The sequence below is a fragment of the Micromonospora sp. NPDC051296 genome, assembly GCF_040682255.1.
GTDB lineage: Bacteria > Actinomycetota > Actinomycetes > Mycobacteriales > Micromonosporaceae > Micromonospora > Micromonospora craterilacus.
The window spans coordinates 1-8,158 of the sequence record NZ_JBFBAO010000324.1; the positions used below are offsets into that span (position 1 = coordinate 1).

Here is an 8,158-nt window from a genome sequence, read left to right on the forward strand (position 1 = left end):
GACCCGCCCGGACACCATCACCGACGCGTACGACCACGCCCGGCAGGTCTTCGCCGACCTGGAGGCGGCGGGCGTGGACATGGCCGACGTGATCGACACGCTGGAGCGGGAGGGCGTGGAGAAGTTCGAGGCGAGCTGGAACGAGCTCGCCGACGGCGTACGCAAGTCGCTGGCCGCGGCCAAGGCCGGAGGCAATGGGTGACGGTACGACCCGGCGTTCCCCACGCCGCCGCCCCGGTAACGGGGTGGCGGCGTGGGTGAGCTGCTGGCCGCACCGGCCGAGGCCGCCGGCGGCCTCGCGGTGTACGGCGCGCTGGCCGTCGACGGCAGCGCGCCGGCCTCCACCCGGCAGGCCCTCGTCGACAGCGGCGTACCGAGCCGGCTGGCCGCCAAGGACCCGACCCTGTGGGGGCCGGAGGCGGCGGCCGACGCCCGCGCCGGGCTCGGCTGGTTGGACACCCACCGCCGCAGTCGCGAGCTGCTCCCCCAGCTCGCCGAACTGACCGCGGAACTGGCCGACCTGGATCACGTGGTGCTCGCCGGCATGGGCGGCTCGTCGCTCGCGCCGGAGGTCATCGCGCGCACCACCGGTCGGCCGCTGACCGTGCTCGACACCACCGATCCGGGGCAGGTCCGCGCCGCCCTCGCCGACCGGCTGGCGCGCACGGTGGTCGTACTGGCCAGCAAATCCGGCACGACGGTGGAGACCGACAGCCACCGGCGCGCCTACCGGCAGGCGTTCCTGGACGCCGGGCTGACCGAGGCCGAGGCGGGCCGGCACTTCGTCGTGGTCACCGACCCGGGTTCGCCGCTGGAGGCGGTCGCGGCCGAGCTGGGCGCGATCACCGTGCTCGCCGATCCCGAGGTGGGCGGCCGCTTCTCGGCGCTGACCGCGTTCGGGGTGGTCCCGTGCGCACTGGCCGGCGTCCCGGTGGCCGACCTGCTCGACCAGGCCGAGGCGTTCGCGGCGTCGCTGGACCGGGTGGACGGCAATCCCGGCCTGGCGCTGGGTGCCGCGCTCGCCGCGGCCGCCACCGCCGGGCGGGACAAGGTCGCGCTGGTGCCCGACGGCACCGGCGTCGAAGGGCTCGGCGACTGGCTGGAGCAGTTGCTCGCCGAATCCACCGGCAAGGGCGGCCAGGGCATCCTGCCGGTCGTGGTCGAGTCGCCGGACAGCCCCGGGCTGACCGGCACCGATGTGCTCACCGTCAGCTACGGCGGCGCACTCGCCGCCGGTGACCTGCCCGGCACCGGAACGGCACCCGACGTCGCGGTCAACGGCCCGCTCGGCGCCCAGTTCCTGGCCTGGGAGTACGCCACCGCGGTCGCCGCCACCGTGCTCGGGGTCGACCCGTTCGACCAGCCGAACGTGACCGAGTCCAAGGAGCACACCGCGGCGATCCTGGCCGAGGGTCCGCCGCCGGCGCCGGCGCCGTCGTCCGTCGAGGGCGCGATCGAGGTGTACGCGCCCCCGGGCGCCCCGGGCGATCTGGCCGGCGCGCTGCGTCACCTGCTGGGCGGGCTCGGCGACGAGGGCTTCCTGGCGGTGACGGCGTACCTCGACCGGCACGCCGACGCCGACGCGGCCCGGCTGCGTCCGCTGCTGGCCGAGGTCACCGGGCGGCCGGTCACCTTCGGTTGGGGTCCGCGCTACCTGCACTCCACCGGGCAGTACCACAAGGGCGGCCCACAGGTGGGTAGCTTTCTTCAGGTGACCGGTACGGTCGACGTTGATCTGCCGGTGCCCGGAAAGCCGTACTCATTCGGGGAACTTCAGGCGGCGCAGGCCGCCGGCGACCGACGGGCCCTGGCCGGTCGCGAACGCCCGCTGCTGCGCCTGCACCTGACCGAGCGGTCGGCGGGCCTGGCCCAGCTGCTCGATGCGGTCGGGTCGCTGCGGGCATGACGATGAACGACGTGGACGACCAGGATCGGGAAGGCACCGTGAGCGCGAGGAGTGAGCCGATCCTGCGAGCCCCGCAGTCGCGAACAGAGGAGACAGAGTGAACCCGCTGCGCGACCCGCAGGACCGGCGGTTGCCGCGGATCCCGGAGCCGTGTGCTCTGGTGATCTTCGGGGTGACCGGCGACCTGGCCCAGAAGAAGCTGTTGCCCGCGGTGTACGACCTGGCCAACCGGGGGCTGCTGCCGCCCGGTTTCGTGGTTGTCGGGTTCGCCCGGCGGGACTGGGGCGACGGCGACTTCGCGTCGCTGGCCCGTGAGGCGGCCAAGGCACACTCCCGGACCCCGTGGCGGGAGGAGGTCTGGTCGCGGCTGGAGCACAACATCAAGTTCGTGGGCGGCTCGTTCGACGACGACGACGCCTTCGACAACCTCGCGCACTGCCTGGAGAGCCTGCGCGACAGCCACGGCATCCACGGCAACGCGGCGTTCTACTTCTCCATCCCACCGGCGGCGTTCCCGGTGGTGCTCAAGCAGTTGGCCCGTACCGGCATGGCCGACAACGAGAAGTGCGGCGGCTGGCGCCGGGTGGTGGTGGAGAAGCCGTTCGGGCACGACCTGCCGTCGGCGAAGTCGCTCAACGACCTGGTCGACGACGTGTTCACCCGGCAGGACGTGTTCCGCATCGACCACTACCTGGGCAAGGAGACCGTCCAGAACATCCTCGCCCTGCGCTTCGCCAACAGCCTCTTCGAGCCACTGTGGAACTCGCAGTACGTCGACTCGGTGCAGATCACCATGGCCGAGGACGTCGGAATCGGCTCCCGGGCCGGCTTCTACGACTCGGTCGGCACCGCCCGCGACGTGCTGCAGAACCACCTGCTACAGCTGCTCGCCCTGGTCGCGATGGAGGAGCCGACCAGCTTCGACGCCGACGAGATCCGGGCCGAGAAGCTCAAGGTGCTCAAGGCCATCACGCTACCCAAGGACGTCGCGCAGGGCACCGTACGCGGGCAGTACCTGCCCGGCTGGGTCGGTGGCCAGCGGGCCAAGGGCTACCTGGAGGAGGACGGCGTCCCAGCGACGTCGACCACCGAGACGTACGTGGCGGTCCGGCTCGGCATCCAGAACCGCCGGTGGGCCGAGGTGCCGTTCTACATCCGGGCCGGCAAGCGGCTGCCGCGGCGGGTCACCGAGGTCGCGGTGATGTTCAAGCAGGCGCCGCACCTGCCGTTCAGCCCGGCCGACATGGAGATGCTCGGCAACAACCAGCTGGTCATCCGGGTCCAGCCGGACGAGGGCGTGGTGCTCAAGTTCGGCTCCAAGGTGCCGGGCACCACGATGGAGGTCCGCGACATCGCGATGGACTTCCAGTACGGCGAGGCGTTCACCGAATCCAGCCCGGAGGCGTACGAGCGGCTGGTGCTGGACGTGCTGATCGGCGACCGGACGCTGTTCCCCGACGCCGCCGAGGTCGAACAGAGCTGGGCCGTGGTGGACCCGCTGGAACACGCCTGGGAGGGCACGAAGCCCGAGTCCTACCGGGCCGGCGAGTGGGGCCCCCGGGCCGCCGACGAGATGCTGGCCCACGAGGGTCGGGCCTGGCGGCGGGCGTGACTGAGCACCGCGAGCGAACCAGGAGGCTCCGTTGATCGGATTGTGGGACACCACCGGCAACGAGGTGGTCAAGGCACTCGCCGCCGAGCGGCGCAGCGCCGGCGGAGTGGCCAGCGGCATGGCGCTGACGCTGATCGTGGTGGTGGACGAGAAGCGGGTCCGCGAGGCGGAGGCGGCGGCGACGATCGCCGCCGCCGCACATCCGTGCCGGCTGCTGGTGGTCGTCCGCTCCGACGTCGACCGGGACCGCAACCGGCTCGACGCGGAGATCGTGGTCGGCGGGCGGCTGGGCCCGTGCGAGGCCGTGGTGACGCGGATGTACGGGCGGCTGGCGCTGCACGCCGAGTCGGTGGTGATGCCGCTGCTGGTGCCGGACGTGCCGGTGGTGACCTGGTGGCACGGCGAGCCGCCGGCGGAGATCGCCACCGACTTCCTCGGCGTGGTCGCCGACCGGCGGATCACCGACGCCGCCCAGGCCGCCGACCCGATCGCGGCGCTGCGGCAGCGCGCCCGGGACTACGCTCCCGGCGACACCGACCTCGCCTGGACCCGGATCACCCCGTGGCGCACCCTGGTCGCCGGCGCGTTCGACACCACCGACGCGCAGCTCACCGAGGCCACGGTGGTCGCGCCGCCGACCGACCCGACCGCCGCGCTGATGTGTGGCTGGCTGCGCAGCCGGCTCGGCATCGACCCGCGCTGGGAGCACACCCGGGAGTTCCCCCGCATGCGTGAGGTGCAGCTGCGCTGCGCCAACGGCGACGAACTGACGCTGACCCGCGAGGACAGCATGGCCAACTTCCGGCGGACCGGGCAGGAGGACCGCGTGCTGCCGTTGGTGCGCCGGCCGCTCGGCGACGAGTTGGCCGAGGAGCTGCGCCGGCTCGGCTCCGACCAGGTGTACGCGGAGGCGCTGGGCGCCACCGCCGGGCTGACCGGCCTGGACCAGCGTCTCGGCCAGCGGGTGCACGTCTGGAAGGATCCGGCCACCGCCCAGCGAGCCGAGGCGGGGGTCACCGCACACTCCACGACGAGCACCGGATCCTGACCGACCCCGTCCAACGGGAGAAGACACGACACGACCGCCGTGCGGTCGCGGAAGGACAGCATGAGTGAGGCGAGTGTCGCCGTCCACGCCGACGCCGACCTGCTGGCACAGGCCGTCGCGGCCCGGTTGGTGGTGCGGCTGCTCGACGCGCAGGCCGCGCGGGGCCAGGCGTCGGTGGTGCTCACCGGCGGGCGGATCGCCGCGGCGGTCTACCGGGCGGTGACGGCGTTGCCGGCCAGGGACGCGGTCGACTGGTCCCGGGTGGACTTCTGGTGGGGTGACGAACGGTTCCTGCCCGCCGGTGACCCCGAGCGCAACGAGACCCAGGCCCGGGCGGCGCTGCTCGACGCGCTGCCGGTGGACCCGGCCCGGGTCCACGCGATGCCGGCCTCCGACGCCGGTGCCGACCCGGAGGAGGCCGCCGCCCGGTACGCGGCCGAACTCGCCCGGGCGGCCCGGCCGGGCACCGCCGTGCTGCCCCACTTCGACGTGCTGATGCTCGGCGTCGGCGAGGACGGGCACATCGCCTCGGTCTTCCCGGAACACCCGGTGCACTACGAGAGCCGACCGGTCAGCGCGGTGCGGGGCAGCCCGAAGCCGCCGCCGGTGCGGATCACCCTCACCCTGCCGGCGATCAACACCGCCGAGGAGGTGTGGCTGGTGGCCAGCGGCGCGGACAAGGCTCACGCGGTCGGCATGGCGCTGGCCGGCGCCGGGCCGGTCCAGGTGCCGGCGGCCGGCGTGCAGGGCACCGGCCGCACCCTCTGGTTGCTGGACCGCGCCGCCGCGGCCTCCGTGCCCACCCGCCTCCGCAGCCTGCGGTGAAAGGAAGGGCCCCTTATTAACGCCTGGTGAGGTAAAGGGGCCCCCTTTTAACATCGCGCCGGGCGGAGCGGGCTCGGCGCGTGTCGGGCGGTGGGGCGGGCGAGGGGTGCGGGCTCAGCGGGTGCCGCGACGGTGCCGCAGGGCGGCCAGGGCCTCGGCGAGGATGGCCTCCCCCTCGGCTTCGGTACGCCGCTCCTTCACGTACGCCAGGTGGGTCTTGTACGGCTCGGCCCGGGCCCGGCCCGGGGGATCCTGTGCGTCCTGGCCGGCCGGCAGTCCGCAGCGGGGGCAGTCCCACACCGTCGGGGCCTGTACGTCGGCGACGATGCGGATGTCGGTGCGGTGCCCGTTGCGACACCAGTAGCTGACCGACTGGCACGGGACCGGCTGGTGACGTTCGGGGTGGCGTGGGGGTGCGGACCCGACCCGGGCGCCCCGGATGACGTGGCCGTTCGACACGGCGCTCGCTCCTGTCGTCGGAGGGGACCGCCGTCGAGGGGTGGACGGCGGGCGACGCGGTGCAGCGGGTGAAACGGACTGCGCGCGGCCCGTCGAGTGACGGACCGCGCGCAGATTGTACGACTAGATGGGCCTGCTCAGACGCCCACCTGAAGCCGGATCCAGAGCCCGAGCCCGACAATGCAGGCGAACCAGACGATGCCCACCAGAACGGTGTATCGGTCGAGGTTCTTCTCGGCCACCGACGAGCCGGCCAGGCTGGAGCTGACGCCACCGCCGAACATGCTGGACAACCCACCGCCCTTGCCGCGGTGCAGCAGAATGAACATGGTGAGCAAAACGCTCGTGATGACCAGCAACACGATCAACGTGTAGGCGAACCAGATCGGCATGGCGGGGGTCAGTCCTCTCGTTACGATCCTCGCCCGGGCAGTTCGGGCACGGCGGCACCGACCGGCGGACGGGCGGAGTCAAGGATAGCGAGCGATCAGCCGGCGATGTGCTCCGGGAACCGGCAGATCTTCGCGAACTCCTCGGCGTCCAGGCTGGCACCGCCCACCAGGGCGCCGTCCACGTCCGGCTTCGACATGATCGCGGCCACGTTCGACGACTTCACCGACCCGCCGTAGAGGATCCGGACCTGGTCGGCGGTGCTCTGGTCGAAGGTCTCGACGAGCCGCTCCCGCACCGCGCCGCACACCTCCTGGGCATCCTCCGGGGTGGCCGTCTTGCCGGTGCCGATCGCCCAGATCGGCTCGTACGCGACGACGACCTTCGTCACCTGCTCGGCGGTCAGCCCCTTCAGGGCCCCGTCGAGTTGCTCGCTGCAGTGCGCCACGTGGGTGCCCTGCTCCCGGACGTCCAGCCCCTCCCCCACACAGAGGATCGGGGTGAGCCCGTGGGTCAGCGCCGCCTGCACCTTGGCGCCCACCAGCGCGTCGTCCTCGCGGTGGTAGACCCGCCGCTCGGAGTGCCCGACCACCACGTACGTGCAGCCCAGCTTGGCCAGCATTGACCCGGCGATCTCGCCGGTGTACGCGCCCGAGGCGTGCGGGGAGACATCCTGCGCGCCGTAGCCGATGAGCAGCTTGTCCCCCTCCACCACGGTCTGCACCGTGCGCAGGTCGGTGAACGGCGGCAGGACCACCGTCTCCACGTCGGTCAGCTGCTTCTCGTTGAGGCTGGCGGCCAGCTTCTGCACCAGCAGGTTCGCCTCGAGGTGGTTCAGGTTCATCTTCCAGTTGCCGGCCATCAGGGGCCGGCGGGAAGTGCTCGCCATCAGTTCTCCAGGGCCGCGATGCCGGGGAGGGTCTTGCCCTCCAGGTACTCCAGGGAGGCGCCGCCGCCGGTCGAGATGTGCCCGAAGGACTTCTCGTCCAGCCCCAGCAGCCGCACCGCCGCGGCCGAGTCACCGCCACCGACGACGCTGAACGCGTCGGACTCGGCGATCGCCTCGGCGACGCCTCGCGTGCCGTTGGCGAACGCCGGCATCTCGAACACGCCCATCGGGCCGTTCCAGAAGATCGTCCGGGCGTTGGTCGGGCCGCCGGCCGGCGACCCCCTGAGCGCGGCGGCGAACCCGGCCACGGTCTCCGGCCCGATGTCCAGCCCGACCCGCTTGCTGGGGATGCCGTCGGCCGGCACCACGTGGTGCTCGGCGTCCGGGGCGAAGGCGACCGCGGCCACCACGTCGACCGGGAGCATGATCTTGCCCTCGGAGCGCTCCAGCAGGTTGCGGCAGGTCTCGACCATCTCCTCCTCCAGCAGCGAGGAGCCCACCTCGTGCCCCTGCGCCTTGAGGAAGGTGAAACACATGCCGCCGCCGATGAGCAGCCGGTCGACGGTCGGCAGCAGCGCCTCGATCACGGCGAGCTTGTCAGAGACCTTCGAACCGCCGAGCACCACCACGTACGGCCGCTCGGGGTTGGCGGTGAGGGTGGAGAGGACCTCCACCTCGCGCAGCACCAGGCGGCCCGCGACGTGCGGCAGCCGCGCCGGCACGTCGAAGACGCTGGCGTGCTTGCGGTGCACGGCGCCGAACGCGTCGTCCACATACGCGTCGGCCAGCGCGGCCAACTCGTCGGCGAAGGCGCCCCGCTCGGCCTCGTCCTTGCTGGTCTCCCCCTTGTTGAAGCGGAGGTTCTCCAGCAGCGCGACCTCGCCGTCGGCGAGCCCGGCCACGGTGGACCGGGCGGAGTCGCCGACGGTGTCGGTGGCGAAGTGCACCGGAGCCCCGAGCAGTTCGCCGAGCCGCCCGGCGACCGGGCCGAGGCTGAACTGCGGATCCGGCGAGCCCTTCGGCCGGCCC

8 protein-coding genes and 1 pseudogene are annotated in these 8,158 nt (G+C 72.7%); 5 read left to right on the plus strand and 4 right to left on the minus strand.

The window, feature by feature from the left end:
- From AB0M52_RS26555 to pgl, 5 genes and pseudogenes are all read left to right on the plus strand, one after another.
- Nucleotides 1-202, plus strand: a pseudogene (locus AB0M52_RS26555) (transaldolase); the annotation flags it as partial.
- Nucleotides 203-253: 51 nt separating this feature from the next.
- Nucleotides 254-1,906 (plus strand): glucose-6-phosphate isomerase, encoded by a 1,653-nt coding sequence (locus AB0M52_RS26560; RefSeq protein ID WP_363959019.1) that lies wholly within the window; start codon nt 254-256, stop codon nt 1,904-1,906.
- Nucleotides 1,907-2,003: 97 nt separating this feature from the next.
- A complete protein-coding gene (gene zwf / locus AB0M52_RS26565; protein ID WP_363959022.1) occupies nt 2,004-3,518 on the plus strand; it encodes a glucose-6-phosphate dehydrogenase in 1,515 nt (504 codons plus the stop codon).
- A gap of 31 nt (nt 3,519-3,549) precedes the next feature.
- The gene (locus tag AB0M52_RS26570; RefSeq protein ID WP_363959025.1) at nt 3,550-4,566 is read left to right on the plus strand and encodes a glucose-6-phosphate dehydrogenase assembly protein OpcA; all 1,017 of its coding nucleotides are present in this window, start codon (nt 3,550-3,552) and stop codon (nt 4,564-4,566) included.
- Between the two features lie 60 nt (nt 4,567-4,626).
- Nucleotides 4,627-5,391, plus strand: a complete 765-nt coding sequence (gene pgl / locus AB0M52_RS26575) for a 6-phosphogluconolactonase (RefSeq protein WP_363959028.1) — start codon at nt 4,627-4,629, stop codon at nt 5,389-5,391.
- A 114-nt stretch (nt 5,392-5,505) separates the two neighbouring features.
- On the opposite strand, the gene AB0M52_RS26580 is transcribed toward pgl, so the two are convergent.
- From AB0M52_RS26580 to AB0M52_RS26595, 4 genes are all read right to left on the minus strand, one after another.
- Nucleotides 5,506-5,850 carry an RNA polymerase-binding protein RbpA gene (locus AB0M52_RS26580; protein ID WP_111212915.1) on the minus strand — a complete coding sequence of 115 codons (345 nt, stop codon included), beginning with the start codon at nt 5,848-5,850 and terminating at the stop codon, nt 5,506-5,508.
- Nucleotides 5,851-5,987: 137 nt separating this feature from the next.
- Nucleotides 5,988-6,242, minus strand: coding sequence for a preprotein translocase subunit SecG (gene secG / locus AB0M52_RS26585; protein WP_363959031.1), 255 nt, complete (start codon nt 6,240-6,242; stop codon nt 5,988-5,990).
- Nucleotides 6,243-6,337: 95 nt separating this feature from the next.
- The gene (gene tpiA, locus AB0M52_RS26590; RefSeq protein WP_363959034.1) at nt 6,338-7,129 is read right to left on the minus strand and encodes a triose-phosphate isomerase; all 792 of its coding nucleotides are present in this window, start codon (nt 7,127-7,129) and stop codon (nt 6,338-6,340) included.
- Nucleotides 7,129-8,158: phosphoglycerate kinase (locus AB0M52_RS26595; protein WP_363959037.1), on the minus strand; the 1,030-nt coding region annotated here is incomplete at its 5' end. The genes AB0M52_RS26595 and tpiA, both read right to left, overlap by 1 nt.

Bases quoted from the DNA above. Each gene is read 5' to 3' on its own strand.
- secG (WP_363959031.1), bottom strand. From the start codon at position 6,242: ATGCCGATCTGGTTCGCCTACACGTTGATCGTGTTGCTGGTCATCACG.
- tpiA (WP_363959034.1), bottom strand. From the start codon at position 7,129: ATGGCGAGCACTTCCCGCCGGCCCCTGATGGCCGGCAACTGGAAGATG.
- pgl (WP_363959028.1), top strand. From the start codon at position 4,627: ATGAGTGAGGCGAGTGTCGCCGTCCACGCCGACGCCGACCTGCTGGCA.